Origin of the sequence: Sphingomonas ginsengisoli An et al. 2013 (assembly GCF_009363895.1) — a bacterium.
GTDB classification, from domain to species: Bacteria; Pseudomonadota; Alphaproteobacteria; order Sphingomonadales; family Sphingomonadaceae; genus Sphingomicrobium; species Sphingomicrobium ginsengisoli.
The window spans coordinates 137,946-163,115 of sequence record NZ_CP045434.1 but is presented as its reverse complement, the minus strand read 5'-3'; the positions used below and the strand labels follow the sequence as shown (position 1 = coordinate 163,115).

Below are 25,170 nucleotides of genomic sequence, written 5' to 3'. Positions count from 1 at the left end.
TTTAGGTCCTTAGGCGCGCGACCGGTTGGTGCGCGCCCACAGCTGAGTCTTGCACAAGACCGCCTTGCATCCCGACACCTTGAGGCGCGCATTGCCTTCGAGGCTGAGCTTGGCCGAGGCGCGCAGGTTCACGTCGGGCACGAACAAATTACCGCGCCAGCCGTCGGGGGTGTTGTGGAGGCCAGTCAGGAGCTGGGTGCCGACGAGGTGCGGGGTGCCGCGCCGGGCGTCGCGCTTGGCCTGCTCGGAGGCCCAGACGACGACACCGCACATCTGCCGGCCGCCGCTCGGCTTGATGTCGATGATCACGCTCCGGGACGGGTTGATCCACTTGCCAGCGACCGACGCCGCCTCGGCGGCCCCACCCCACAGCACCGAGCAGGCCAAGATTGTGCGAAGCAAGGTTTGGCGGCGCATGAGCATTCCCATTTCCTGAAAGGCCGGCGGCGATCACCGCTGCCACACATCATCCGTCGGGCGGCGGGCATCTGCAAGGGCCGGCGGTGGGTCCCATGCACCACTGGGGCGGCCGGCCCCAAGGGGGACCGACCGCCCATTACTCACTCGGGAGGAGGGAGTAGCTCACTGGCCCGGCGGCGGCGGCGGGACCGCGGTCCCGGTCGGCTGGACCTGCGTGGTGGTGGTCGTGGTGGTGGTCGGCGTGATCACCTGGGTGACCTTGTAGGTCGAGGGATCGACCACGTAAGTGTAGCCTTCGGCGGTCACATAGCGGTTAGTCGGGGCGAGGTGATATTGCGTCACCACCGCCTGCGGGATCTGATCGTAGGGGGTGTAATAGCTGTAGTTGGCGCCGAATTCGGTGCCGACCGCGATGTCGCGGACCTGCTTGTTGGTCAGCCGGTTCCAGGCGACGCACTGGCCGTCGCGCCAGCCGCTGCAGGCCACGGTGTTAGAATAGGTCCGGGCTTCGGCCGGCAGCGCGCCCAGCGCCACGCTCGCCGCCCCGAGGACGATCAAGGTCTTCATCATCGCAATTTTCTCCTGTCAGAAGCCGGGGAAACGGCGACTTCCGCTGCTCGGTTGCGAGATGAACCCGATTTCACTTACGGCGGTGGAACGACCTCGTCAGTCGGCCTTAGAGGTGCGCAATCGCTCGAACAGCTGTCGCAGGGTCGGCTTCTGGCCGGTGGCGAGCAGGCTGTGGCGAAAGAGCCGGCCGAGCATCACCAGCTGGAGCGCGGTCCAGGCGAGCAGCAGCGCGCCGGCGACCAGCACCTGCCAGGTCGGAATCCCGCTGCCGAGCCGCGCGAGCACGGTGAACGGGGTCCAGATGGGGACGAAGGTCAGCACCGTCAGCGCAACCCCGCCCTGCCCGCTCAGCACCGCCTGGATGAGCAGGGTGACGGGCAGGATCAGGCCGAGCATCACCGGCATCAGATAGCCCTGCGCCTCGCGCATCGACTCGGTCATCGCCCCGATCGCGAGGAAGAAGATGGCGATCGAGACGTAACCGACGACGAGGAAGTAGATCATCGTCAGCCAGGTCGTCGGCGACTTGAGCGGCTCGACCGCGGGGCGGATGAAGTCGGCGATCGCGCCCTGGGTAGCGGTGGCGGCGAACACCCCGCACAGGATCCACACGCCGATCATCAGCATGCCGACCGCGACAGTGCCGATCAGCTTGCCATACATCAATTCCTCGGGGCTGACGCAGGCGAGGACGGTCTCGATCAGCTTGTTGCCGCGCTCCTCGACGCTGCCCTGGAGCATCCAGCTGCCCGACAACATCAGGCTCATCATCAACAGGTAGCAGACCGCGAGCGGGAGGACCGAGCGGACCACCATCGCCTCCTTGAGCCCGCCGCCTGGCGGGGGCGTGGCGACGGCGAGCGCGGGCGCGATCTGTCCCGCGGCGGCGGCGGCCTGAGGGCTGAGACCCTGGCTTTGGAGGAAGCCGGTGCGGAGCTGGCGGGTCAGCACGTCCTGGACCATTCCCATCAGCCGCGGCGAGGGGTCGGAGTTGGCGAGCAGCCGGGCCTGGCCGGTGCGGGCGAAGTCGGCCGGGATCACCAGGATGGTGTCGATGGGCTTGGCGTTCTTGTCGGCGGGATGAAGCAACGGCTGGGCGGCGGCGTCGAGCCCGGCGGGCGGTGCCGCCGCGAGCGCCGGGGCGGTCGGGACCACTGCATAATTGGGGTCGGGCGCCTTATAGTCGGGCAGGCCCGACGGCTTGATCCGGTCGATCGCCTTCAGGGCGGCGGGGAGGCCGCCGGCAGCGCGGAAGGCGGCGACGTCGGCGTCGGTGTAATATCGATCGTGCTCGGCCCACGGCTGCCCGGGCCCGGCGGCCGCGAGGTCGTGGCGGCGGACGTAGCGCGACAGCCCGCTCAGCACCTCGCGTTGTTGATCGGCGTCGATCCGCGCACTGAGCGCGGCGGCGACTGCGCCACCCGAGCGATCGACGATCATCAGCCGCGACGCCGCATCGTCCTTGAGGAACTTGCCCGCAAGCGGCCCGAACGACAGCGCGATCGGCAGGATCAGCAGCGTCAGCCAGAAGCTGCGCATCGCGGTGATCTGCTTGAACTCGCGCGCGGCGACGATGAGGATGTTTCTCACGAGCGGGCCTCCGCCGGTCCGACAAGGTGGATAAAGATGTCGTGCAGGCCGGGGCGCTGCTGCTCGCAGCGGCGCAGCGCGAATTGCTGTGCGACCGACTGTTCGAGCAGGTCGCCCGCGTCGGCGCCGGGAGCGAGGTGGACCTCCCATTCCTCCCAGCCGGGTTCGGGGCTGCCGAGCCGGGTGGCCGAGGCGACGCCGGGCAGCGCCGCGGGCGATTGGCGCGCCACCATCGTCAGCCGCGCGGGCAGGCTCGCGCGCGCCTCGTCGAGCGTGCCTTCGAAGCGCTTGCGGCCCTTGGCGAGGAACAGCAGCCGGTCGCACAATCGCTCGGCGTGCTGCATGACATGGGTCGAGAAGACCACGGTCGCGCCGTCGGCAGTGGCGCGACGGATCTCGTCTTCGAGCAGCGTCTGGTTGACCGGGTCGAGCCCCGAGAAAGGCTCGTCGAGCAACAGCAGCCGCGGGCGGTTGACCACCGCGGCGGCGAGTTGGACCTTCTGCGCCATGCCCTTGGAGAGCTTGTCGATCGTCGACTTGACGTTGGCGGCGAGCCCGAAGCGGTCGAGCAGCGCCAGCCCCTCGCGCTTCGCATCGCCGGGAGTCATCCCCTTGAGCCGCCCGAAATAGATGATGGTGTCGAGCGCGGTCATCTGGCGGTAGAGCCCGCGTTCCTCGGGGAGGAAGCCGATCAGCGCGGCATTCTCGCGTCCCGGGGCACGACCGAGCACCGAGATGCTCCCGCTGGTCGGGCGGATGATGTCGAGCACCATCCGCAGCGAGGTGGTCTTGCCAGCGCCGTTGCCGCCGAGGAACCCGAAGGTCTCCCCCTCGCGGACCGTGAAGCTGAGGTCGTCGACCGCTAGCGTCTGGTCGAATTTCTTGCTGACCGCGTCCAGCCGCAAGGCCGTTGCTTCATTACGCGACGCCACCGCCGTCCCCTGTCTTGCCCGGAATCGAAGTGACGCGCGCAAGGTCGGCTTGGCAAGTGACAACCCGTGCTCGTTCCGGCCAAGGCGGGGCTCGGCTCGACCAACGACGGAGGCAACCGCTTCGACGGCAGGCTCGTTACGCCGCCGTGCTCAGCTATCGCCCTTCCCAGCCCCACCAGGCGCCGATGACACGGTCCGTTCAGCCGGCGTCGGACAATAAGTGACCATGCGCCGCAGCCTCCATGACCGCCGTGACAGCGCGCGCTCGTTCGCGATCGTGGCGCTGGTCCATGTCGCGCTGGGCTGGGCGCTGCTGACCGGGCTTGGGGTGACGCCAGTGCCGGCGGCGCTGCAGCAGCCACTGGCGGTGATCAGCCTGCGCGACGAGCCGCCGCCGCCGCCGCCGGTCGTGCCGATGACGCCCGAGAAGAAGCCGACGCCGTCCCACAAGCCCAAGGACCCCGAGGGCGCGGCGGCGCCGCCCAACAAGCGCAACACGCCGACCCCGGTGGTCGCGCCCAAACCCCTGATCGTGCTCCCCCCGCCCCCGCCGCTGCCCGCCGCGCCGGTCGCGGGCCAGGGCACCGCGCCCGCCGCCGGCGCGGCGCCGGTAATCGGCCCCGGCACCGGCCGTGGCGGGGTCGGCAACGGGCTTGGCTCAGGATTGAGCGGCGACGGGACCGGCGGCGGTGGTGGCGGGGGCAGCGAAGACGGCCCCGAATATCTTGGCGGTGAGCTGGCGTGGTCTGACGTTCCCCCGGCGGTGCAGGCGCAGCGCCCCAGCGGCCGGGTGTTCTTCCGCCTGCGGGTCAGCCGGTTCGGCCAGGTCACCGACTGCCGCATCGTTCGTTCCTCGGGCTCCCCCGGGCTCGATGCCGCGACCTGCCAGGGAGCGCTGCGCAAATTGCGCTTCGGCCCGGCGGTGGACCGTGCCGGCCGTCCGATCGACGCCTGGACCGAGACGAACGAGCACGAGTGGGTGCGCAGGCGCGCGCCGCGTGGCGAGGCGCCAGACGATGGCCCTGACGACGACTGACACCATCTCGATTTCGCCCCACTTTTCGGTTACAGGCGCCGCTCCCATGGCAACCCGTCTTCCTTCGCCGCCCCGCGTGGGCATGGTTTCGCTCGGCTGTCCCAAGAATCTGGTCGACAGCGAGCGCATCCTCTCGCAGCTCCGCTCCGACGGCTATCAGATGTCGCCCGACTATGCCGGCGCCGACGTCGTGCTGGTCAACACCTGCGGCTTCTTGGATAGCGCCAAGGAAGAGAGCCTCGAGGCGATCGGCGAGGCCATCGCCGAAAACGGCCGAGTGATCGTCACCGGTTGCATGGGCCGCGAGGCCGAGGTCATCCGCGACCGCTTCCCGCAGGTGCTCGCGATCACCGGTGCGCATCAATATGAGCAGGTCGTCGAGGCGGTGCACGAGGCGGCGCCTGCGCCGCGCTCGCCCTATCTCGACCTCGTGCCCCAGGCCGATCCGGCGGCGTTCGGCGGTTTGAAGCTGACCCCGCGCCACTACAGCTATCTCAAGATTTCCGAGGGCTGCAATCACCGTTGCGCTTTCTGCATCATCCCGCAGATCCGCGGCGACCTCGTCAGTCGGCGCCCGGATGCGATCCTGCGCGAAGCCGAGAAGTTGCTCGCCGCTGGCACCCGCGAATTGCTGGTGATCAGCCAAGACACCAGCGCCTACGGCCTCGACCTCAAGCACCAGGCGTGGCCGTGGAAGGGGCGCGAGGTGCGGGCGCACATGACCGACCTCGCCGCGGCGCTGGGCGAACTGCGCACCCCCGACGGCGAGCGACCGTGGGTGCGACTGCACTATGTCTATCCCTACCCGCACGTCGACCGGATCATGCCGCTGATGGCCGAAGGGCTGATCCTCCCTTACCTCGACATTCCCTTCCAGCACGCCAGTCCGAAGATCCTGAAGTCGATGCGCCGCCCCGCCAACGAGGCGCGGGTGCTCGAGCGGCTGGTCCAGTGGCGCCGCGAAGTCCCCGACATCGCGATCCGTTCGAGCTTCGTGGTCGGCTTCCCCGGCGAGACCGAAGAGGATTGCGAATATCTGCTCGAGTGGCTCGAAGAAGCCCGCCTCGACCGCGTCGGCGCCTTCCGCTTCGAGCCGGTCGAGGGCGCCCCCGCCAACGACCTTCCCGACCATGTCGCGCCCGAACTCAAGGAAGAGCGCTACGCCCGCGTGATGGAACTGACCGCGCGCATCAGCGCCGAGAAGCTGGCCGCCAAGGTCGGCCAGACGCTCGACGTCATCATCGACGCGGTCGACGCCGAGAGCGGCGGCGCCACCGGCCGCAGCAAGGCCGACGCCCCCGAGATCGACGGCGAGGTCCACCTGCGCGATGCGGGCGACCTCACCGCCGGGGACATCGTCAGCGTCGTGGTCGAGGAATCGGACGAGCACGACTTGTTCGGCGTGCCGGCCTTGGTGGCCCAGGAAGAAAGCCGTGAGGCGGCTCGAGGCTAAGCGCTGCATCGTCACCGGCGCCGCGCGCGGCATCGGGTTGGCGATTGCGCGGCGCTTCGCCGACGAGGGCGGCGAGGTGCTGCTGACCGACGTCGATGAAGAAGCCGGCGAGGCCGCCGCCGCCGAGCTCGGCGCGCGCTTCCGCCGGCTCGACGTGCGGCTGGAAGCAGACTGGGCCGCGCTCGAAGCCGTCGAACCCGCTTGCGACGTGCTGGTCAACAATGCCGGGGTGACCGGCTTCGAGCATGGGCCCGCGGCCCACGATCCCGAGCATGCCAGCCTGGCGAAATGGCACGCGGTTCACGCGACCAACCTCGACGGCACCTTCTTCGGCTGCCGCTACGCGATCCGCGCGATGAAGGCAGCGGGGACGGGATCCATCATCAACATCTCCTCGCGCTCGGGACTGGTCGGCATTCCCGGTGCGGCGGCTTACGCCTCGTCCAAGGCGGCGATCCGCAATCACACCAAGTCGGTCGCGCTCTATTGCGCGCAGCAGGGCTGGCGGATCCGCTGCAACAGCGTTCATCCCGCCGCCATCCTGACCGAGATGTGGGAAGCGATGATCGGCGACGCGCCCGGCCGCGAGGAGCGGATGGCCAAGCTGGTCGCCGACACGCCGCTCAAGCGGTTCGGCACGGTCGACGAAGTGGCCGCGCTGGTCGCCTACCTCGCCGCCGACGAATCGGCCTATGTGACGGGGTCCGAGCTCGACATCGACGGCGGGCTGCTCGCCGGTTCGGCGGCAAGCCCGGGCTAGGCGGCCGCGGCCTCGTCGGCTTCTTCCTCGACCTTTGGCCGGATCCACTCGCGCCAGACCAGCAGCAGCGCGGCCATGATCACCGGGCCGACGAACAGCCCGACCAGCCCCATTTCGGCCAGGCCGCCGAACGCGCCGATCATCGCCATCAGGAAGGGCAGCTCGACCGCGCTGCCGATCACCGAGGGCTGCACCACATTGTCGCCGATGGTCATCACCGCGACCCCGAAGACGAACAGCAGGACGCCCGCCCAGATGACGCCAGTCCCGAGCAGGATCAGCGACGCGACCCCGAACGCCGCCCACGCCCCGAACGGGACCAGCGCGAGGAGGATGGTGAAGACGGTGAACAGCAGCGGCTGGGGGACGCCGGCGACGAAATAGCCGACCCCGATGATCGCGCCCTCGCCGAAGGAGACGATGGCGGTGCCGCTGACGACCCCGCGCACCGCCTCGATCATTCGCCCGAGGAATTCTCGGCCGAACTCGCCGAACAAGCCGTCGGCCATGCGCTCGGCATGGGCGCGGACCTGCGCGCCACGGCTGAGCAAGGAAACGAGCGCGATCAGAGTGATGAGGAAAAGCCCCAACTCCTGCGCGAGGAGCCCGCCGACCGAGCGGGTCCAGCCGAGCACCGAGGTGGCGCTGATCGAGCCGAGCAGGGCGTTGGCGCCCTGCGGAGTGCCGAGATGCTGCTGCCACGCCGCTTGCAACCGCTCGCCCGCCAGCGGGACCGAGGCCAGCCACGCGGGCGGCGGGAGGCCACTTTTCTGAACTTTCATCACCCACGCGGCGGCTGCCTGGCTTTCCTGCGCCAGCGTCACCCCGGCGAGGGACAGCGGGACCAACACGATCAGCGCGGTCAGCAAGGCGAAAGCGAGCGCCAGCAGCAGGTCGTGGCCCGGCCAGCGGCGGCGGGCGATAGCGAACAGCGGCCATTCGGCGATGGCAAGTACCGCCGCCCACGCCAAGGGCACGAGGAATTCATAGGCGACCCACGCCGCAAGCGCGACCACCGACGCGACCAGCAACGTCTGGCGGACGCGTATGCCCGGGGTGACCCCATGCGGCGCCCGCTGAACCTGTTTCCCCACCGTCGTCGCCCCCTTTGTCGCCTTCCCCTGGATAAAGGCGCGCGGATATTCCGCAAGCGCACGACCGCCGCTAGGGTCCCGGCATGATCGACTTCGCCGCCCTCCTCCGCCCCGACCGCAACGACGAGGCGCGTGCGCTTCACCTGCTCACGCCCGAGCGCCTGCCCGACTGGCTGCGTCGACACGGCGGCCAGCGACTGGCGCTGGTCGAAGCGGCGGGGTTCGAGGGCAAGCCGGGGCAGTCGTTGCTGCTGCCCGGCAAGGACAATGCCGCCAACTTCGACGTGCTGGTCGGGGTGGCCGACCCGGCCGACCTTGGACCGTGGGATCTGGCGGGCGCGGCCGACAAGCTTCCGGCCGGCGCCTATCGGCTGGCCGACGAGGCGCCGCTCGGCGCGGGCGGGCTCGGCTGGCTGCTCGCTCAGCACAAGTTCGAGACCTACAAGAGCAAGCCGGCGGAGCCTAAGGGCGCGCGGGTGCTGGTGGCGCGCGACGTAGCGCGGGTCGACGAGACGGTGCGGCTGGCTGGGGCGACCGCGCTGGTCCGCGACCTTGTCGACACGCCGTCGGCCGACATGGGCCCGGCCGAGCTGGAGGCGGCGGTGCGGGCGCTTGCCGACGAGGTCGGCGCGACAATCACCGTCACCGGCGGGGAGGCGCTGACCAAGGGCTATCCGATGATCGCCGCGGTGGGCCGGGCGGCGGTTCCCGCCCGCGCCCCGCGGCTGATCGAACTCAGCTGGGGCAAGGCGGACGCACCGCGGCTGGCGGTGATCGGCAAAGGCGTCTGCTTCGATAGCGGCGGGCTCGACCTCAAGCCGGCGAGCGGCATGCGGCTGATGAAGAAGGACATGGGCGGGGCGGCACATGCGCTGGCGCTGGCGCGGCTGATCACGACCGAGCGCTGGCCGGTGCGCCTCCACCTGCTGATCCCCGCGGTCGAGAATGCAGTGGCGGGCGACGCCTTCCGTCCCGGGGACGTGCTGACCAGCCGCTCGGGACAAACGGTGGAGGTCGACAATACCGACGCCGAAGGACGGCTGATCCTCGGCGATGTGCTGACCCGCGCGGGCGAGGAGAAGCCCGAGCTGATCGTCGACTTCGCCACGCTCACCGGCGCGGCGCGGGTGGCGCTCGGCCCCGACCTGCCCGCGACCTTCGTCAACGATGACGAGTTCGCCGCGGCGCTGCTGGGCGCCGGGGGCGAGGTGAACGATCCACTGTGGCGCATGCCATTATGGGACGGTTATGATGAGATGCTGAAGTCCGACCTCGCCGATATGGTCAATAGTGCCGAAGGCGGAATGGCGGGCTCGGTCACTGCCGCGCTGTTCCTCCGCCGCTTCGTTCCCGAAGGCGTGGTGTGGGCGCATCTCGACACCTTCGCCTGGCGGCCGGCGGCCAAGCCGGGGCGGCCCAAGGGCGGCGAGGCGCTGGGCCTGCGCGCGGTCCACGCGGCGCTGAAGGCCCGTTTCGCGGCTTAAGCGGACTGATTAAATACGTCTTTTTTGACGACCGGTCCTGTCGGATACGCAACATTTCCCATAGCGGCCCGTTAACTGAGCCAAGCATATGGTTCAGGAGTTTCCAGTCCAATGAGCGAGGTATCGCTGAGCGGGTGGATGCGCGCCCTAGTCGGGTATGTGCGGTCCGGTGAACCCGATTTGACCAATCGGCAGATGGCGCTTTTGATGATCGTCTATCTGACGCCCGGCCCTCACACCGTGCGCGGTCTCGCCAAAGTCCTCGGGGTCAGTAAGCCGGTGGTGACCCGCGCCTTGAATACCCTGGGTGCGCTAAGCTATCTGCGCCGCGAACGTGATCAAGACGACCGCCGTAACGTGTTCGTCGTCCGTACGCAGGTCGGGGCAGATTTTCTTGAAGGCTTCAAGCGCAACATCCGGGGTTCCGAACGCGGCAGCGACCGCAGCGACGGCGATGCCGACCGCCGCGGCAGCCGCCCCGCGCTCAGCCAGCTCGCTCACAGCCACTAATCCGCCGCCGGGCGGCTGGCCGCTCGCCGGGCCCAGCAACCTGCCCGACCCGCGCACTCACGCCTATCGCCAGGACCTCGCCGACGTCGCGCTGGTCGGCACCGTGATCGCCTCGCACTTTGCCGAGCCGCTGAATCGAGAGTTGCGCTCGGCTGCGCCGCTGTTGCAGGCGCCTGCGGCCGATGCCGCGGTGATCACCGATCTTCCGGCCGGGACGACGCTTCGCATGCTCGACAACAGCCGCGGCTGGGCATGGGGCTATGCCGACGGACTGGTAGGCTATGTTCGGAGCGAAGCGGTCCGCTAATCTCAAACCGGATCAGCCGAGCAAATTGCTCAGCAGATCGGGGTGGAAGCCCCAGCCCATGAAGCCGGCGAGCGTCATTAGCAAACCGAACGCGCCGAACGCCCAGGCGAAGAAGAGTGGCAGCCAGCTCTCGGCCAGCGCCGCCACCGCCGCGATGGAGATGGCGGTGGTGAGCGAGGCTTCGGCGGCGTCGAACTGGTCGTCGTGGATGTTGAGCCGGTCGTATTCGGCGGAGAAGCCCTTGGCCTCGGCCGCGAGCCGCGGCGCTTCGGCGCGGTATTTGGCGGCGTCCGCGTCGAATGCGGCGGCCTGGTCCGACGGCTTCGCCTGCAACGCCGCCAGCTCGGCGCGGGCGGTTTCGACGATGTGGAGCTTGGTCCGCGTCGACTGATACTCGTTCCAGCGGTCGAGCGAGTTGGCCTGGGCCTGGCTCATCGCCTGGACGATGTTGCCATCCTTGATGTTGCCGAGGCCGGTGGCGACCGAGAAGACGACCACGGTGATGGCGACGAGACGGTTGAGCCGTTTGTCCTCGGCGGCGCTGCTGAGTTCGATTTCCATGGGCTTCGCTCCCGGCTGTGCACGTCGCCAGATTGCGTCCGGGTGGTCTGGCGATGAACTTGTCGGAGGGCCTTAGAGCTCGCCGCGCGCCTTGCGGATGGCGCGCCACTTGGCGACGTTGGCGTCGTGCTCGGCGAGCGTTCGGGCGAAGACGTGCCCGCCAGTGCCGTCGGCGACGAAATAGAGATATTGGCTCGGCTCGGGGTCGAGCACCGCGGCGATGCTGGCCTTGCCCGGGTTGGCGATCGGGCCTTCCGGCAAACCGGCGCCGCGGTAGGTGTTGTAGCCGTTGTCGGCGTCGAGCTCGGAGCGGAGGATGCGGCGGCCGAGCGGCTTGCCCTTGGTCACCGGGTAGATGACCGTCGGGTCGGCATCGAGTTTCATCCCGATCTTGAGGCGGTTGCAATAGACGCCGGCGACGATGCGGCGCTCGGCGGGCTTGCCGGTCTCCTTCTCGACGATCGAGGCGAGGGTGACCGCCTGCTCGGGCGTGGCGACCGGGCAGGTCGGCTTGCGCCTGGCCCACAGCGCCGCGAGTTCCTTGGTCATCGCCGCGGTCATCCGGGCGGCGACCTGCTGGCGGGTTTCGCCGCGCTGGTAGCTGTAGCTGTCGGGCAAGACCGAGCCCTCGGCAAGCGTCGGCGTGGGGCCGGTCAGATAAGGCACCGCGGCGAGCTTCTCCTCGATCAGGATCGACGGCGTCCCCTCGGGCACGGTGACGAGACGCGACAGCGGCTGGCCGTGCTGGAGGAGGTCGAGCAGCGCGGCGCCGTCGGTGTGGGCCGGCACCTTGAACTCGCCCGCCTGGATCGGGTCCTTCGAGCCGAACAGCCGCGCCATGCCGCGATAGGTCTCGCAGCTGCCGGGGATGAGGCCTTTCTTCGCCAGGCCCGGGCAGAGCCGGGTCAGCGTCGCGCCTTCCTCGACGATGATGCTCTGCGTCGTCGCCGCGCCCCCGCCCCACCAGAGGGCGTAGATGAGCGCCAGCGCCGCCAGGACGGCGAGCACGGGGACGGCGATGAGGAGACGCTTAATCACGGGCGCAGAGCCCTCCGCTCAGTCGACCGCCTTGACGATCAGCGAGGCGTTGGTGCCGCCGAAGCCGAAGCTGTTGTTGAGCGCCGCGCGGACCGGCCGCTTCTTCGCATTGTGCGGGACGAGATCGACCCCTTCGGTCCCTTCGTCAGGATCGTCGAGGTTGAGCGTCGGCGGGACGACCTGGTCGCGGATGGCGAGGATGCAGAAGATGCTCTCGACCGCGCCGGCGCCGCCAAGCAGGTGGCCGATCGCCGACTTGGTGCTGCTCATCGAGGCGCCCGACAGGTTGTCGCCGAAGACGCGCTTGGCGGCGGCGAGCTCGATCGTGTCGGCCATGGTCGAGGTGCCGTGGGCATTAATGTAGTCGATGTCCTTGGGCTCGAGCCCGGCCTTCTTGAGCGCCATCCGCATGGCGAGCTCGGCGCCCTTGCCCTCGGGATGCGGGGCGGTGACGTGATAGGCGTCGCCCGACAGGCCGTAGCCGACCACCTCGGCATAGATCTTGGCGCCGCGCGCCTTGGCATGCTCATATTCCTCGAGCACGACGACGCCGGCCCCCTCGCCCATGACAAAGCCGTCACGGTTCTTGTCGTAGGGGCGGCTGGCCTGCTCGGGCCGGTCGTTATAGCTCATGTTGAGCGCACGGGCCTGGGCGAAGCCGGCAACGCCGATCGGGCAGATGGTCGCCTCGGCGCCACCCGCCAGCATGATGTCGGCATCGTCGTCGCGGATCATCCGCGCGGCGTCGCCGATCGAATGAGCGCCGGTTGAGCAGGCGGTCACCACCGCATGGTTCGGGCCCATCAAGCCGTATTTGATCGAAACCTGGCCCGAGATGAGGTTGATCAGGCGGCCGTGGACGAAGTGCGGGCTAACCCGGCCCGGACCTTTTTCGGCGAGCACCAGGCTTTCGCTCTCGATGCCGGGCAGGCCGCCGATTCCGCTGCCGATCGAGACGCCCGCTCGCTCCTTGTCCGCCTGGCTCATTTCGGTCAGGCCGGCGTCCTCAAGCGCCTGGCCGGCGGCGTCGATGCCGAAGACGATGAACGGGTCGACCTGGCGCTGGACCTTGTGGTCGACGCGCTTGTTGGGGTCGAAGCCATATTCGTGATCGGCCGGCTTCACCTCACAGGCGATGTGGCATTTCTGATTGGACGTGTCGAAATGCGTGATCGGCCCGGCGCCGCTCTTGCCGGCCAAGAGGTTCGCCCACGTCGTCTCGACATCCGCGCCGAGCGGAGTGACCAGACCCAATCCCGTTACGACCACACGCCGCATCACGTCTTCTCCATAAACAACAGGCCCAGTCCCGTGCGGGCTGAGCCTGTCGAAGCCCTGTTCTTGCCCCTTCTGTGCAGAAAGGGCGGCCCGGGAGCAAGCTCCGGGCGAACGGGCGAAAGGATGCCCTCGGGCTTAGCCCTGGTGCTGATCGATATAGTCGATCGCGTCCTTGACCGTGGCGATCTTCTCGGCCGCGTCGTCGGGAATCTCGACCCCGAACTCTTCCTCGAAGGCCATCACCAGCTCGACGATGTCGAGGCTGTCGGCACCCAGATCGTCGATGAAGCTGGCTTCCTCGGTGACCTTGTCGGCCTCGACGCCGAGATGCTCGACGACGATCTTCTTCACCCGCTCGGCGGTCTCGCTCATGGTGGTACTTTCCTTCCCGTTGATATTTGCACGGTGCGTTAGCGGCGGCGCGAAGCGGCGGCAAGCCTTGCGCTTCCCCGCGCGACGGGCGCCTCTTACATGAGGTGAATGGAGCAGCGCCCCCTGACAACCGGCGAGAAAGAGCTGGCCCACGCGACGTTCGGCGCGGCGCTCGACCTCGAGCGGGTGAAGCTGATCCGCGGCAAGTGGTGGCCATTCCAGCCCAAGGGGATCGTGATGTCGCCGACAGGGAACGTGCATTTCCATCCGGACGACCCGCACTGGCTCGACGACTTCGCGCTTGGGCCGCTCAGCCTGCAGGGGTTGCTGATGCACGAGCTGACGCACGTCTGGCAGACGCAGAAAGGCGGCCGCTGGTATTTGCCGCTGATGCGCCACCCCTTCTGTCGTTATGCCTACGTCCCCGACCCTGAGCGGCGGTTCGACCGCTACGGGCTCGAGCAGCAGGCCGAGATCGTACGCCACCGCTTCCTTCGCTCGAAGGGCGCGCTGGTGCCGTACAGTGATGAGGTGGCGGCAATGACGCTGCCCTTCGTCGGGCAGCCGTCCATGCGCGCCTGACGCGCATGGACGGCAATGCTTACGCCGCTTGGGCGACGACCTTGGGCTGGCAGTTGCGGACGCCTTCCTCGACATGGTCTGCGAACTGCTCGAAATTCTCGCAGAACAGGTCGACCAGCTTGGCGGCCATCGCGTCGTAGGCCTGGGGATCGGCCCAGGTCGAGCGCGGGTCGAGGATGCCGCTGTCGACGCCCGGCACCGCGACCGGCACCTCGAAGCCGAAATAGGGGTCCTTGCGGAACTCGGCATTGTTGAGGCTGCCGTCGAGGGCCGCATTGAGCAGGGCGCGGGTGGCCTTGATCGGCATCCGGCTGCCCTCGCCATATTTGCCGCCGGTCCAACCGGTGTTGACCAGCCAGCAGGTGACTCCGCCCTTGGCGATCCGCTCCTTGAGGAGGTTGCCGTAGACTGACGGGTGACGCGGCATGAAGGGCGCGCCGAAGCAGGTCGAGAAGGTCGCCTCGGGCTCGACCACGCCGATCTCGGTGCCGGCGACCTTGGCAGTGTAACCCGAGAGGAAGTGGAACATCGCCTGGTCGGGAGTGAGCCGAGCGATCGGGGGCAGCACGCCGAACGCATCGGCGGTCAGCATCACGATCGTCTTGGGCAGCGGCCCCATGTTCTTTTCGGACGCGTTGGGGATGAAGTCGATCGGGTAGACCCCGCGGCTGTTCTCGGCGAGCGTGTTGTCGTCGAGGTCGAGCTCACGCGTCTCTGGGTCCATGACGACATTCTCGAGCACCGTGCCGAAGCGCTTGGTGGTGGCGAAGATCTCGGGCTCGGCCTCGGCCGAGAGGTGGATCATCTTGGCGTAGCAACCGCCTTCGAAATTGAAGACCGCGGTGTCCGACCAGCCATGCTCGTCGTCGCCGATGAGGGTGCGCTTGGGGTCGGCGGAGAGCGTCGTCTTGCCGGTGCCCGACAGCCCGAAGAAGATGGCGGTGTCGCCCTCAGGGCCGATATTGGCCGAGCAGTGCATCGGCATGATCCCCTGCTCAGGCAGCAGGAAGTTCAGCAAGCCGAACACGCTCTTCTTCATCTCGCCGCCATATTCGGTGCCGCCGATGAGGATCAGCTTCTTGGTGAAGTTGATCGCGATCACCGTTTCGGTGCGGCAACCGTGCTTGTCGGGGTCGGCGCGGAAGCTCGGCAGGTCGATGATGGTGTAGTCGGGGACGAAGCCGGCGAGCTCGCTCACTTCGGGGCGGACCAGCATCGTGCGGATGAACAAATTGTGCCAGGCGTACTGGTTAATCACCCGGACGTTGATCCGATGCTCGGGCTGCGAACCGCCGAAGAGGTCGGCGACGTAGAGCGTCGGCTGGTCGGCCAGCGCACGGAGGAAATCGGCGTGGAGGCGGTCGAACGCGTCGGGGTCCATCGGCTTGTTGGACTTGCCCCACCAGACCACGCTCTCGGTGGTCGCGTCGCGCACGACGAAGCGGTCCTGGACCGAGCGGCCGGTATGGCGGCCGGTCTTGACCACCAGCGGACCGTCCTTGGCGAGCAGGCCTTCGCCGCGGCTGACCGCCTGCTCCACGAGCGGCGCGGTGCTCAGGTTCCAGAAGAGTTCGGCATCGGTCCTGATGCCCTGCTGGTCCAGCCCATGCTGCGGAACGCGGTTCGCCACTGAAGAAATCCTTTAAACTGATGCCCCGACTTGAGGGCGCTCGCCATGAGTCAGATACGCAAACGGCGGCGTGCACCCGTCACTGGGAGCTGCCGCCGCATACGTATGCGCTAAGCGCTATAAGCCGGAAAAGGTTGCCCGGTCAAAACGGGTCATCCGGCTTGTCTCACTTGGACACGCTCGGTAGGGCGGCGGTCTCTTCGAGGGACATGGATTGAGCCAGGTCATCGCGCTGGTCGACGACGACCGCAACATCCTCACCTCGGTGTCGATCGCCCTCCAGTCCGAGGGATTCGTCACCCGGGTCTATTCGGACGCGCCGGCGGCCCTGAAGGCGCTCGCCGACAATCCCGCCGACCTTGGCGTGTTCGACATCAAGATGCCGGCGATGGACGGGATGGAGCTGCTCCGGCGCCTACGCGAAGGCGGCGCGGCGGCGCTGATGCCGGTCATCTTCCTGACCTCCAAGGACGAGGAGCAGGACGAGGCGCTCGGCCTCGCGATGGGCGCCGACGACTATATCGCCAAGCCCTTCAGCCAGCGCCTGCTGATCGCCCGCATCCGCGCCATCCTGCGCCGCGCCGAGATGGTCCGCCGCGGCGGCGGCAACGGCGCCGAGGCCGACGCGGTAGCGGCGGAAGAACAGCCACTGCTCGAACGCGGGCGACTGGTGATGGACCCCGCCCGCCACCAGGTGCGGTGGGACGGCCAGCCAGTGACCCTCACCGTGACCGAATTCCTGATCCTCGAGGCGCTCGCGCAGCGCCCGGGGGTGGTGAAAAGCCGCAACCAGTTGCTCGACGTCGCCTATCAGGACGACGTTTATGTCGACGACCGGACGATCGACAGTCATATCAAGCGGGTGCGTCGCAAGTTCCGCAGTATCGATCCCGCCTTCGATGCAATCGAAACCCTTTATGGCGTCGGTTACCGCTTCGGCGACGAATGACGCCGAGCCTCTCCCGCTCGACGACGATCCGGTCGAGCGCGGGCTAAGGCTCGGCTGGAGCCGCGGCTGGTCGCTGCGGCGCCGGATCCTCGGCGTCAACGTCATTACCCTGTTGCTGGTCGCGCTGGCGATCTTGTTCCTCGACAGCTTCCGCAACCGGCTCGAGGAAGAGCGCGAATTCCAGGTCCGGCGCGAAGCCGGCATGGCGGCGGCGGCGCTGAGCAGCCTTCCGGATTCCGACCGCAACATCTTCCTCGCCCGGATCGGCGCCCAGAGCTACAGCCGGTTCCGCCTGTTCGATCCCGCGGGCGCGCTGGTCCTCGACAGTTGGCGCAGCAGCGGCCCGACCTACGAACTACGCGATCCCAACGAGCAGCCTTGGACCAAGGCCGCCGCGCGCAGCCTCGACCGGGCGTTCGACGCGATCACCGGCACGCCGACCCCGTCCGAATATCTCGAACCGGCGGTGGACCGCCTACAGGCGTGGCCCGAGGGGCGCGCCGCCGCGCGTGACCGGCAGATGGTCTCCGCCGTTCGACTCGCGCCCGACCGGACGCCGGTCATCTCGGTCGCCGCGCCGGTCGCGTCGGGCGGCACACTGCTGGTCACCTACAATGACCATGATTTCACAACCACGGTGAGGGCCGAGCGGCGCAAGCTGGCCGCCGGACTGTTGTTCGCGACGGTCTTCTCGGTGCTGCTCTCGCTGTTCCTCGCACGAACCATTGCCCGCCCACTGCGCCGCCTCGCGCTCGCCGCACACCGGGTCCGGCTCGGGCGGTCGCGCGAGGTCAAGGTGCCTCGCCTGCCGAGCCGCAAGGACGAGCTGGGCCTGCTCGCCCGCTCGGTCAGCGACATGAGCCAGGCGCTGCGCCAGCGGATCGAGAACACCGAGGCGTTCGCCGCCGACGTCACCCACGAACTCAAGAACCCGCTCGCCTCGCTGCGCAGCGCGGTCGACGGGCTCGAGCGGATCGACGATCCCAAGCTCAAGGGGCAATTGCTCGACATCGTCCGGCAGGACGTGCGGCGATTGGACCGGCTGATCGGCGACATCGGCGAGGCGGCGCGGACCGACGCCGAGCTGGCCCGCGCACGGTTCGAGCCGGTCGACCTGGGCGAGCTGGTCGGCCAACTCGTCGCCAGCTGGGAGGAGCGTCGCCTGACCGGCTCGGTGCGGATCGCCTTCGCCCGCCCCCGCCGCGGCAGCGCACTGGTGATGGGCGAAGCGGGGCGGCTGGCGCGAGCGATCGACAACCTCATCGACAATGCGGTGAGCTTCTCGCCGAGCGGCGGACTGGTCGAGATCGCGGTCGCGCGGCTCGGCCCTGACGTGAAGATCCGCATCGACGACGAGGGGCCGGGCGTTCCGGCCGACGCGCGCGAGGCGATCTTCAACCGCTTCCATTCGGTCCGCCCCGAAAGCGGTGGGTTCGGCCGTCATTCGGGGCTCGGCCTCGCCATCGCCAAGGCGATCGTCGCCGGGCACGACGGCGAGATTCACGTCGCCGACCGCGACGACGCGCCGTCGGGCGCGCGCTTCACCATCCGCCTGCCCGCCGTCCCCGAGACCCCCGAGGCGCCACGATGACCGCGCGCCTGTCTAGCGAGACGATCCATGCCACGACTGTCGCCCACGACGGCCGCGCGGTGCTGATCTGCGGCCCCTCGGGCAGCGGCAAGTCCGATCTCGCGCTGCGGCTCATCGACCGCGGCTGGCGGCTGGTCAGCGACGACCAGACGATCGTTCACCGGGTCGGCGAAACGTTGCGCGCCTCGGCGCCCGCCACCATCGCCGGTAAGCTCGAGATCCGCGGGCTCGGCATCGTCACGCTGGCGCATGACGATGATGTCCCCGTGGCGCTGACGGTGGAACTGACTAATGAGATCGAGCGGATGCCCGACGATGCGCGCGAACGGAGGATAGTGGGAGTGACCGTGCCGCTGATCAGCGTCGATGCGAAGACCGCCAGCGCCGCCACCAAGGTCGCCTTCGCGCTCGAACGGGTGGGCGTGCGATGAGCCGGACCGAACGACGCAGCGCCAAGCGGCTCCCCCGCCTGCTGCTGGTGACCGGCATGTCGGGGGCGGGCAAGTCGAGCGTTCTCGACGCGCTCGAGGATATGGGGTGGGACACGGTCGACAATCTGCCGACTGCGCTGGTCCACGACTTCGTCCACGGCGCCGACCGCGCCCGCCGCGACGCGCATGTCGCGATCGGGATGGACTCGCGCAGCCGCGGGTTCGATCCCGAGCGGCTGCCCGAGCTCATTCACTCGGTCGAAGGCGTGTCCCCCGAAATCCTCTACCTCGACGCCACCGGCACCGAGTTGATGCGGCGCTATGACGAGACCCGCCGGCGTCATCCCCTCGCCCCCGATCGCCCGGCCGAGGATGGCGTCGCGCGCGAGCGCAACCTGACCGCAACACTCCGGCTGGCGGCCGATTCGGTGCTCGACACCACCGACTTCACCCCTGCCGACCTGCGCGACGAATTGCGCCGGCGTTATGGCGGTGAAAGCGACGAGCCGGTGCTGACGATCATGAGCTTCGGCTTCGCCCGCGGGATCAGCCGCACCGCCGATTATGTGTTCGACCTGCGCTTCCTGCCCAACCCGCATTGGGTCGAGGAGCTGCGGCCGCTGACCGGGCGCGACGCGCCGGTGCGCGACTATGTCGCCGCGCAGGAGGGTTTCGCGCCCTTCATGGACCGGGTCGAGGCGTTGCTCGCCGAGGTGCTTCCCCGCTTCGGGACGGCGGGCAAAAGCTATGTCGAGGTGGCGTTCGGCTGTACCGGCGGGAGACACCGCTCCGTGGCTGCGGCGGTCGGAATGGGCGAGCGGTTGCGCGCCCGCGGCTTTTCGCCGAATATCCGGCATCGCGATCTGTCGCTGAAGCCCAGCGATTCCATCGAGGATGAGTCCGGGCTCGAACCGGCAGCAAGCATCTGAACGAGATACGACAACGAACATGATCGGTTTAGTTCTGGTGACCCACGGCCGGCTCGCGGCCGAGTTCGTCACCGCCCTTGAGCATGTGGTCGGCCCGCAGGAGGCGATCGAGTCGGTCTGCATCGACGCCGACGACGACATGGAAGCGCGCCGCCGCGACATTGCCGAGGCGATCGGCAAGGTTGAGCGCGGGAATGGCGTGATCGTCCTTACCGACCTGTTCGGCGGCACCCCGTCCAACCTCGCCATCAGCCTGATGAAGAGCGAGCAGATCGAGGTCATCGCCGGGGTCAACCTACCGATGCTGATCCGCCTCGAGGGCGCGCGCAAGGTGATGAGCGTACGCGCCGCGGTCGCCGCCGCGCGCGAGGCGGGGCGCAAGTACATCTCGGTCGCGTCCGAAATTCTCGGTGAGGCCGCGGCTTGAACGCGCTCAGCCAGCAGGTGCTGATCGAGAACAAGCGCGGGCTCCACGCGCGGGCCAGCGCCAAGTTCGTCAATCTGGCGGCGCAGCTGCCCGCCGAGATCGAGGTCGCCAAGGACGGGCACGCGGTGTGCGGGACGTCGATCATGGGGCTGATGATGCTCGGCGCGGCGATGGGCGACACGATCGAGATCCGCGCGGCTGGCGAAGGCGCCGACGACGCGCTGGCACAACTGGTCGGGCTGGTCGTGGACAAGTTCGGGGAAGAGTGACCTCGCTCTCCGGTCGACCGTCATGCCCCGCCTGATCACCTCCTTCGGCAACGATACCGTCAAGCAACTCCGCGCGCTCCGCGACAAGAAGGCGCGGCGGGATACGGGCATGTTCCTCGCCGAGGGACTGCGGATCATCGCCGAGGCGCGCGATAGCGGCTTGCTGCCCGAGACGATCGTATTTGCGGGCGGCCAGCCGCTCCACCCGCTCGCCGCCGAGATCGTCGCCGCGACCGAGGCGGCCGGCGGCGACGCGATCGAGACCAGCGCCGACATCCTTTCCAAGATGAGCGGCAAGGATAATCCGCAGGCGTTGCTCGCCGCCTACCGCCAGCCGACCACCCGCCTCGCCGACCTTGATCGCTCAACTGCCGGCCTGTGGTTCGTCGCCGAGCGCCTACGCGATCCGGGCAACATCGGGACCATCTTGCGCACCGGCGACGCGGTCGGCGCGGGCGGGCTGATCCTCGTCGACGACAGCGCCGATCCCTATTCGGTCGAGGCTGTGCGCGCCTCGATGGGCGCGACCTTCACGCAGAAGGTAGTGCAGGCGCCGTGGGCCGAGTTTCTTAGCTGGCTACGCGATGGCCCGGGCCAACTCGTCGGCACCTCGCTGCGGACCGACACCGACTATCTTGCCGCGACCTACGAGCAGCCCTGCTTCCTGCTGATCGGCAACGAAAGCCAGGGACTTCCTGCCGCCTACGAAGCCGAATGCGACTTGCTGGTGAAAATCCCGATGGCCGGGCGTGCGGACAGCCTCAACGCGGCGATCGCCGCCGCGGTGATGGCCTTTCAGGTGACAGCAAGCTGGCGCAGGCGATAGAAACGCGCATGGAACGACTCGCCGCCTTGTCGCTCGCGCTCGGCCTTGCCGCCTGCGCACCCCTCCCCGCTCCGCTGCCAGGCCCCGGTCCCGCACCCGGCGCCTATCGCGCGGTCGGGACCGAGCCGTTCTGGAGCCTGACGCTCGACGGCCGCGACATGATCTTCACCGAGGCGGCGCGGCCGGGCCAGCGGATCGTGGTGCCCCAGCCGCGGGTGATCGTCGGCTTTGCGGGCGAGATCTATCAGACGCCGCGGATGGGGGTGAACATCGTCCATTCGCGGTGCAGCGACGGGATGAGCGATCGGATCTATCCCGACAAGGTCCAGCTCAGGGTTGACGGCCGCTCGTTCGAAGGCTGCGGCGGCGATCCGGTGGCAAGCGAAAGTCGGCTGCAGGACAGCAGTTGGAGCGTGCTGGCGGTCAATGGTCGCGCGACCGGCGGTGGCCCGCGCTTCACTCTCGCCTTCACCCGCGACCGGCTGAGCGGCCAGTTCGGCTGCAACCGGATGAGCGGGACCTACCGCGCCAGCCCGAATGGCCTGACCGCCGGGCCGATCATCGCCACCCGAATGGCCTGCCCCGACATGCGGTTCGAGGACGAAGCGGGCCGCATCCTCGCCCAACCGGTCACCCTGCGGACGCTGCCCGACCTCGATCTCGAACTCGCGAACAGCGCGGGAACAATTCGTCTGCGCCGCCAGAATTGACCGCAAATCTTCGCGAACTTCACGCACAGGCGAGTCCGTAGGCCGGCCGGTAAAGTTTTGTACGTCAGGCCCTTTTGCGCGGGGCGCTTGTTCGACGATGCAAAGAGCCGCGCGGAGCGAAGCAGGCGAAATCCTACTTTGCAATCGCCGGGCTATTCGGCGGCCTCCGGCAGATCGGTGGCGGGCGCGGCAAGCTTGGTCAGCGGGCGCGGGCTGACTTCGAGCATCGGCGCTGGCGCGATCTCCTTGTTGCTCCCCGCACCGAGCGTCTCGAAGCGGCGGGCCTGGGTGAAGACCTGGCTTTCGAAGCTGCCGACCATCTGATTGTAGGCGGCGTTGGCGGTGGCGAGGTTCTTCCCCATTCGGCCGACATGCTCAGCCATGGTGGCGAGGCGCGAGTGGAGCTCCTTGCCGAGCGCGGCGATCTCCTCGGCGGCCTCGGCGAGCTTCTCCTGCCGCCAGACGCTGGCGACGGTGCGGGCGATGGCGACAAGGTTGGTCGGGGTGGCGAGGAGGACGCGGTCCTTGAACGCCTTCTCCCACAGCTCGGGATCCTGCTCGAGCGCGGCGGAGAGGAAATGCTCGCCGGGAATATACATGACGACATAGTCGGCCGCCTCGCCCCACTGGGTCCAATAGGCCTTGGAGCCGAGTTGCTGAGCGTGGCGGACGATGGACGCCAGATGCGCGCGGAAGCAGGCGGTGCGCTTCTCGTCGTCGACCTCGTCACACGCATCGAGATAGGCGTTCAAGGAGCATTTGGCGTCGACGATCAGCTTGCGACCCTGCGGCAGGTTGACGATCGCATCGGGGCGCTGGCGCCCGTCGTCGGTCTCGACCGACACTTCCATGTGGAAGTCGATATTCTCGACGAGGCCCGCCTGGACGAGGACGTTGCGCAAGCTCTGCTCGCCCCAGCGGCCACGCTGCTTCGGGCTCGAGGTCAAGGCGGTGACGAGGCGGCGGGCCTCGTCGCGGACCTGCCCCTGCCCCGCGCGGACCAATTCGACCGCCTCTCGGAGGCCGGCGTAATGATCGACCCGCTCCTTCTCGACCCGGGCGAGGCCCTCTTCGTAGCGCTTCAAGGTGGTTTCGACCGGCTGGAGCAGGGTGCGCAACTTGCTGGTCTGTTCAAGGTCGGCCTTGGCCAGCCGGTCGTCGGCCTTGGCGAGGAAGTCGGTCTGCGCCTTTTCAAGCAATTTGTCGCCGACCTCGCGGAACTGGGTGACCAACTGATCCTTCGATTCCTGAAGCAGCTTCAGCTGCTTGTCGAAATTGCGAGAATCCGCCTCGAGCGCGGCGCGGGCCTGGCGATCGGCGTCACGCTCCTCGGTGACGGCGCGGAGCATCGCCTCGGTCTGGGCGAGACGGCGGGCCTGCTCGGCGGTGAGCGCGAGTTCGCGCTCGGCGGCGACGCGGGAATCGCGGAGGGTAGCGACCTCAGACTGAAGGGCGGCGAGCGGGCGCTGGCCGAGCCACCAGCCGACCGCCAGACCGACCAGCAGCGCCACGATCGCGGCGATCGCCAAACCCATTTCCATCGCAGACGCCCCTCAAGAACAGAAAGAGAACCCTACTCGTCCTGCCGCGCGCGCTCAAGATCGTCATTGCGAGGAGCGGAGCGACGCGGCAATCCAGTTGTTATACCGCCACGGGGTGGGGTGAAGTGGATTGCTTCGCTACGCTCGCAATGACGAGGAGGAATTCGAAGCTCATGTCCATTCGCAAGATGATCGGCCTTCACCCGGCCAGCGCCAAGCACGATAACCAGGCCCTGGGCGATGCGGTGCACCACCTGATGTATTGCGCGAAAATGTGCCTGAGCTGCGCGGATTCGTGCCTGGCCGAGAAAATGGACATGACGCAGTGCATCCGGCTCTGCTTCGACTGCTCGGACATCTGCGAGGCGACCGCGCGGCTGGGGCTGCGGCGGACCGGGGACGACAACCTCATCCTGCGCGAGCTGCTCGAGCTTTGCGCGCGGATGTGCGAGCAGTGCGCAGCCGAATGCGAGCGCCACGAGCATGAGCATTGCAAGCTGTGCGCGCAGATCTGCCGCGAGTGCGCGGCGGATTGTCGCAATGCGGCGATGAGCCTGGCGGCCTGAATCCGTCGTCCCGGCGCAGGCCGGGACCTCAGGTCAATTTACCAAGGGGTGCGAGTTCTCGCTGAGATCCCGGCCTTCGCCGGGATGACGGATCAGAGCGCCTTCGCGCCGCGCGTCCCGCGGGCCTTGACCACTTTCTTGACGATCATGTCGCGCTTCAATCGCGAGAGATAGTCGATGAACAGCACGCCATCGAGGTGGTCGACCTCGTGCTGGAGGCAGACGCTCATCAGCCCGTCGAACTCGGCTTCCTGTTGCCGGCCCTGCTCGTCGAGCCAGCGGGCGCGGATGATGTCGGGGCGCTCGACCTCGGCATAGTGATCGGGGATCGAGAGGCAACCCTCGGTGTAGAGCTTGGTCGCGTCCGAAGCGTGGACGATCTCGGGATTGATGAAGACGTGCGGGCGGCGGACCGGCTTGGGCTCTTCGCCTTCCGCCACCTCGGCGTTGGGGTCGGGATCCTGGAGGTCGATCACCACCAGCCGGCGCGGGATCGCGACCTGGACCGCGGCGAGGCCGATGCCGGGGGCGTCGTACATCGTCTCGAACATGTTCGCGATGGTGGCACGCAATTCGTCGTCGACCCGCTCGATCGGCGCCGAGGGCGCGCGCAGGATGGGGTCGGGAATTTCGATGATGGGGAGCAGGGACATGGCGCGCGGTTAGGCGGTTGGCGTGGCTGGTTCAAGCAACCGGGCGGCGGGCTCGCAGCGCCTGCGCCAGCGTGCCCTCGTCGAGATAGTCGAGCTCACCGCCGACCGGGAGGCCGTGGGCGAGCTGGGTCAGGCGGATGGGGAATTTCTCGAGCCGTTCGGCGAGGTAGTGGGCGGTGGTCTGCCCTTCGAGCGTGGCGTTCATCGCCAGCACCACCTCGTCGATCCCGCCGGCGGCGATGCGGCGGACCAGTTGCTCGATGGCGAGGTCCTCGGGCCGAACCCCGTCGAGCGCGGAGAGACGACCGCCGAGCACATGGTAACGGCCGGGGAACAGGCGGCTGCGGTCGAGCGCCCACAGGTCGGCGACTTCCTCGACCACGCACAGGCTGGCGGCGTCGCGGCGCGGATCGCGGCAGATGCTGCAGGGGTCGGCGGTGTCGACGTTACCGCAGACCGAGCAGGTCGAGAGCTTGTCGGCGACGGTCTGCAGAGCGGCGAGCAAGGGCATCAGCGCGCCCTCGCGCTTCTTCATCAGGTGTAGCACCGCGCGCCGCGCCGAGCGGGGGCCGAGCCCGGGAAGGCGGGCCAGCGCGCCGCTGAGGGCTTCGATTTCCTGGGAGGCCATGCGGCCGATGTAGGAATTTCGCGCCTGCTAGGC

Annotated in this window: 29 protein-coding genes; 16 read left to right on the top strand and 13 right to left on the bottom strand. The window is 68.3% G+C overall.

Annotated elements, in window-relative coordinates; translation table 11 throughout:
• Positions 1-9: 9 nt before the first annotated feature.
• The 4 genes from GCU42_RS00835 to GCU42_RS00820 all read right to left on the bottom strand — a co-directional run bounded on the left by GCU42_RS00835 (position 10) and on the right by GCU42_RS00820 (position 3,512).
• Positions 10-402: a DUF2147 domain-containing protein gene (locus GCU42_RS00835; RefSeq protein ID WP_162789281.1), complete on the bottom strand. Its 393-nt coding sequence runs from the start codon at positions 400-402 to the stop codon at positions 10-12.
• A 180-nt stretch (positions 403-582) separates the two neighbouring features.
• Positions 583-990 carry a hypothetical protein gene (locus tag GCU42_RS00830; RefSeq protein WP_114228281.1) on the bottom strand — a complete coding sequence of 136 codons (408 nt, stop codon included), beginning with the start codon at positions 988-990 and terminating at the stop codon, positions 583-585.
• 96 nt (positions 991-1,086) lie between these two features.
• Positions 1,087-2,580: an ABC transporter permease gene (locus GCU42_RS00825; protein WP_114228282.1), complete on the bottom strand. Its 1,494-nt coding sequence runs from the start codon at positions 2,578-2,580 to the stop codon at positions 1,087-1,089.
• Positions 2,577-3,512 (bottom strand): ABC transporter ATP-binding protein, encoded by a 936-nt coding sequence (locus tag GCU42_RS00820; protein ID WP_114228283.1) that lies wholly within the window; start codon positions 3,510-3,512, stop codon positions 2,577-2,579. Before GCU42_RS00820 ends, GCU42_RS00825 begins: the two co-directional genes overlap by 4 nt.
• 226 nt (positions 3,513-3,738) lie before the next feature.
• On the opposite strand from GCU42_RS00820, the gene GCU42_RS00815 reads away from it, so the two are divergent.
• From GCU42_RS00815 to GCU42_RS00805, 3 genes are read left to right on the top strand one after another with little or no spacing between them, the layout of a single operon-like run.
• Positions 3,739-4,548, top strand: coding sequence for an energy transducer TonB (locus tag GCU42_RS00815; protein WP_240309523.1), 810 nt, complete (start codon positions 3,739-3,741; stop codon positions 4,546-4,548).
• A 46-nt stretch (positions 4,549-4,594) separates the two neighbouring features.
• Positions 4,595-6,001: a 30S ribosomal protein S12 methylthiotransferase RimO gene (gene rimO, locus GCU42_RS00810; RefSeq protein ID WP_114228285.1), complete on the top strand. Its 1,407-nt coding sequence runs from the start codon at positions 4,595-4,597 to the stop codon at positions 5,999-6,001.
• Positions 5,982-6,761: an SDR family oxidoreductase gene (locus GCU42_RS00805; RefSeq protein ID WP_114228286.1), complete on the top strand. Its 780-nt coding sequence runs from the start codon at positions 5,982-5,984 to the stop codon at positions 6,759-6,761. Before rimO ends, GCU42_RS00805 begins: the two co-directional genes overlap by 20 nt.
• Here the strand turns inward: GCU42_RS00805 and GCU42_RS00800 are convergent.
• Entirely contained in the window at positions 6,758-7,855 is a 1,098-nt protein-coding gene (locus GCU42_RS00800; protein WP_162789283.1) for an AI-2E family transporter, read from the bottom strand. The genes GCU42_RS00805 and GCU42_RS00800 overlap by 4 nt on opposite strands.
• 83 nt (positions 7,856-7,938) lie before the next feature.
• Between GCU42_RS00800 and GCU42_RS00795 the strand changes: the two genes are divergently transcribed.
• The 3 genes from GCU42_RS00795 (at position 7,939) to GCU42_RS00785 (ending at position 10,156) form a co-directional block, all read left to right on the top strand.
• The gene (locus GCU42_RS00795) at positions 7,939-9,339 is read left to right on the top strand and encodes a leucyl aminopeptidase family protein (protein WP_114228288.1); all 1,401 of its coding nucleotides are present in this window, start codon (positions 7,939-7,941) and stop codon (positions 9,337-9,339) included.
• 138 nt (positions 9,340-9,477) lie between these two features.
• On the top strand, positions 9,478-9,849 hold the full coding sequence (locus GCU42_RS00790) for a MarR family winged helix-turn-helix transcriptional regulator (RefSeq protein WP_114228407.1): 372 nt from the start codon (positions 9,478-9,480) through the stop codon (positions 9,847-9,849).
• Positions 9,794-10,156: an SH3 domain-containing protein gene (locus GCU42_RS00785; protein ID WP_114228289.1), complete on the top strand. Its 363-nt coding sequence runs from the start codon at positions 9,794-9,796 to the stop codon at positions 10,154-10,156. The genes GCU42_RS00790 and GCU42_RS00785 overlap by 56 nt, the downstream gene beginning before the upstream one ends.
• A 12-nt stretch (positions 10,157-10,168) precedes the next feature.
• Here the strand turns inward: GCU42_RS00785 and GCU42_RS00780 are convergent, their stop codons facing one another.
• The 4 genes from GCU42_RS00780 to GCU42_RS00765 all read right to left on the bottom strand — a co-directional run bounded on the left by GCU42_RS00780 (position 10,169) and on the right by GCU42_RS00765 (position 13,405).
• Entirely contained in the window at positions 10,169-10,717 is a 549-nt protein-coding gene (locus tag GCU42_RS00780) for a DUF4337 domain-containing protein (RefSeq protein ID WP_114228290.1), read from the bottom strand.
• Positions 10,718-10,789: 72 nt separating this feature from the next.
• Positions 10,790-11,755 (bottom strand): endolytic transglycosylase MltG, encoded by a 966-nt coding sequence (mltG, locus tag GCU42_RS00775; protein ID WP_114228291.1) that lies wholly within the window; start codon positions 11,753-11,755, stop codon positions 10,790-10,792.
• An 18-nt stretch (positions 11,756-11,773) separates the two neighbouring features.
• Positions 11,774-13,033 (bottom strand): beta-ketoacyl-ACP synthase II, encoded by a 1,260-nt coding sequence (gene fabF, locus GCU42_RS00770; RefSeq protein ID WP_114228292.1) that lies wholly within the window; start codon positions 13,031-13,033, stop codon positions 11,774-11,776.
• 135 nt (positions 13,034-13,168) lie between these two features.
• Positions 13,169-13,405, bottom strand: coding sequence for an acyl carrier protein (locus GCU42_RS00765; RefSeq protein ID WP_114228293.1), 237 nt, complete (start codon positions 13,403-13,405; stop codon positions 13,169-13,171).
• Between the two features lie 108 nt (positions 13,406-13,513).
• Here GCU42_RS00765 and GCU42_RS00760 point away from each other — a divergent pair, with 108 nt between their 5' ends.
• Positions 13,514-13,987 carry a vgr related protein gene (locus GCU42_RS00760; protein WP_114228294.1) on the top strand — a complete coding sequence of 158 codons (474 nt, stop codon included), beginning with the start codon at positions 13,514-13,516 and terminating at the stop codon, positions 13,985-13,987.
• A 19-nt stretch (positions 13,988-14,006) separates the two neighbouring features.
• Here GCU42_RS00760 and GCU42_RS00755 read toward each other — a convergent pair whose 3' ends face one another.
• A complete protein-coding gene (locus GCU42_RS00755) occupies positions 14,007-15,617 on the bottom strand; it encodes a phosphoenolpyruvate carboxykinase (RefSeq protein ID WP_114228295.1) in 1,611 nt (536 codons plus the stop codon).
• A gap of 214 nt (positions 15,618-15,831) precedes the next feature.
• On the opposite strand from GCU42_RS00755, the gene GCU42_RS00750 reads away from it, so the two are divergent.
• Genes GCU42_RS00750 through GCU42_RS00715 form a run of 8 tightly spaced genes read left to right on the top strand, consistent with a single transcriptional unit; the run spans position 15,832 to position 21,749 of the window.
• The gene (locus GCU42_RS00750) at positions 15,832-16,566 is read left to right on the top strand and encodes a response regulator transcription factor (RefSeq protein WP_114228296.1); all 735 of its coding nucleotides are present in this window, start codon (positions 15,832-15,834) and stop codon (positions 16,564-16,566) included.
• Positions 16,535-18,157, top strand: coding sequence for a sensor histidine kinase (locus GCU42_RS00745; RefSeq protein ID WP_114228297.1), 1,623 nt, complete (start codon positions 16,535-16,537; stop codon positions 18,155-18,157). Before GCU42_RS00750 ends, GCU42_RS00745 begins: the two co-directional genes overlap by 32 nt.
• On the top strand, positions 18,154-18,588 hold the full coding sequence (locus GCU42_RS00740; protein WP_114228298.1) for an HPr kinase/phosphorylase: 435 nt from the start codon (positions 18,154-18,156) through the stop codon (positions 18,586-18,588). Before GCU42_RS00745 ends, GCU42_RS00740 begins: the two co-directional genes overlap by 4 nt.
• Positions 18,585-19,517, top strand: coding sequence for an RNase adapter RapZ (gene rapZ, locus GCU42_RS00735; protein ID WP_114228299.1), 933 nt, complete (start codon positions 18,585-18,587; stop codon positions 19,515-19,517). Before GCU42_RS00740 ends, rapZ begins: the two co-directional genes overlap by 4 nt.
• 19 nt (positions 19,518-19,536) lie before the next feature.
• Entirely contained in the window at positions 19,537-19,944 is a 408-nt protein-coding gene (locus GCU42_RS00730) for a PTS sugar transporter subunit IIA (RefSeq protein WP_114228300.1), read from the top strand.
• Entirely contained in the window at positions 19,941-20,213 is a 273-nt protein-coding gene (locus tag GCU42_RS00725; RefSeq protein ID WP_114228301.1) for an HPr family phosphocarrier protein, read from the top strand. Before GCU42_RS00730 ends, GCU42_RS00725 begins: the two co-directional genes overlap by 4 nt.
• A gap of 22 nt (positions 20,214-20,235) precedes the next feature.
• Complete coding sequence (locus GCU42_RS00720) at positions 20,236-21,039, top strand: TrmH family RNA methyltransferase (protein WP_114228302.1); 804 nt, start codon at positions 20,236-20,238, stop codon at positions 21,037-21,039.
• An 8-nt stretch (positions 21,040-21,047) separates the two neighbouring features.
• The gene (locus tag GCU42_RS00715) at positions 21,048-21,749 is read left to right on the top strand and encodes an META domain-containing protein (RefSeq protein ID WP_162789285.1); all 702 of its coding nucleotides are present in this window, start codon (positions 21,048-21,050) and stop codon (positions 21,747-21,749) included.
• 152 nt (positions 21,750-21,901) lie between these two features.
• Here the strand turns inward: GCU42_RS00715 and GCU42_RS00710 are convergent, their stop codons facing one another.
• Positions 21,902-23,290 carry a DNA recombination protein RmuC gene (locus GCU42_RS00710; protein ID WP_114228304.1) on the bottom strand — a complete coding sequence of 463 codons (1,389 nt, stop codon included), beginning with the start codon at positions 23,288-23,290 and terminating at the stop codon, positions 21,902-21,904.
• Between the two features lie 173 nt (positions 23,291-23,463).
• On the opposite strand from GCU42_RS00710, the gene GCU42_RS00705 reads away from it, so the two are divergent.
• Positions 23,464-23,856, top strand: coding sequence for a four-helix bundle copper-binding protein (locus GCU42_RS00705; RefSeq protein ID WP_114228408.1), 393 nt, complete (start codon positions 23,464-23,466; stop codon positions 23,854-23,856).
• A gap of 92 nt (positions 23,857-23,948) precedes the next feature.
• Here GCU42_RS00705 and def read toward each other — a convergent pair whose 3' ends face one another.
• Both def and recR read right to left on the bottom strand, forming a co-directional pair.
• Positions 23,949-24,509, bottom strand: a complete 561-nt coding sequence (gene def, locus GCU42_RS00700; RefSeq protein WP_114228305.1) for a peptide deformylase — start codon at positions 24,507-24,509, stop codon at positions 23,949-23,951.
• Positions 24,510-24,540: 31 nt separating this feature from the next.
• Entirely contained in the window at positions 24,541-25,137 is a 597-nt protein-coding gene (recR, locus tag GCU42_RS00695; RefSeq protein WP_114228306.1) for a recombination mediator RecR, read from the bottom strand.
• Positions 25,138-25,170 lie beyond the last annotated feature (33 nt).